The following is a 1,104-nucleotide window of genomic DNA, read 5'->3' on the forward strand; positions in this document are numbered from 1 at the left end:
TGCAGAGCGCAGGTTCAGAGAAACATGATGAAATCGTTCAAAAACTGAGAGCTGCTACATCAGAACTGAAAATCTCTGTTGAAGGTAACGCTGAAAGGCTTGCCGAAGAGGATTACTTCGATGCCATTATAACCTATACAGACACTCATGGTCAGGACGAAGTCGAGCACGCAATGGGCGAACTGCCTGAAACCAGAAAAAAGTACGCTCAGGTCACGAAATTTCTGCATGAGCACGCTTTAAAAGAAATGGAATTGACCTGTGCACTGGATGAAGAAAAGCAGGCACGAGAGGAACTGAACACTAAAAATCAGGCGATGCATCCTTCCAAAGAAATCGATTCGAAAACTAAAACTAAACTTGAGCACAATCGACAAGTGCTGGATTTAGTCCTGAAACAGAAAAAAACAAAAATATTAAAAGCACAGAAAGCTATGATGGCTCATAAAAAGGATCTTAAAGCCATTGAAGACGACATGGGTATTAAGCCAGATCCCACTGCGCGATACGCTGACCGGGTTGATGCTTTGAGAAAAAAACAGATAGAAATGGGCGGGCTTGATGGTACTGGCGGGAAGATCCTGCAACTGACCCGGGAACAGGACAGCCTTAACAGAGAAATAGAAGTCAGAAAAGGGGAAATAGAGCAATTAAAGGGAGTCCTGAAAGCTGCAGAGGAAGCCGTTGAAAATGAGGGTGGCTCCTTCCAGTACACGCCCAGACAAGCAAACATACTCACCGATATCTACGCCTACGGACAGTCGCACTCCCTCAAAAAACAGGCTCTGGAAGCCGCAATAGGTCTGGCAGAATCAGCAGAGCTAAGCGGTAAGTTAATACCAAATCTTCATAGTTTTGACTTAGACGATGAATTTGCACCCATTCGCTTGCAGGCATTGGCCGGAAACCATCTTGGGTTTGATCAGGCCAGACGGATTGTGGAAGTCTTCAAAAATCTGAAGACTGCATTCACAATTGAGCCCGCAGAAGGCCAGTGTCTGAATCCTCTGGGAGAAGTTCAGAATCTGGCAGACTGGGCAAGAACCCACATTAAAACCGGGCCACAACAATACGACGATGAAATACGCGGCATGGGTGCAGCAG

Annotated in this window: 1 protein-coding gene; it reads left to right on the top strand. The window is 45.9% G+C overall.

Going from position 1 to position 1,104, the window contains the following annotated elements:
- Positions 1 to 1,104 (top strand): hypothetical protein (locus tag KDK19_RS12830; RefSeq protein ID WP_257292118.1); only part of this gene is annotated, 1,104 nt, incomplete at both ends.

This window comes from Endozoicomonas sp. ONNA1 (assembly GCF_024606325.1).
GTDB lineage: Bacteria > Pseudomonadota > Gammaproteobacteria > Pseudomonadales > Endozoicomonadaceae > Endozoicomonas_A.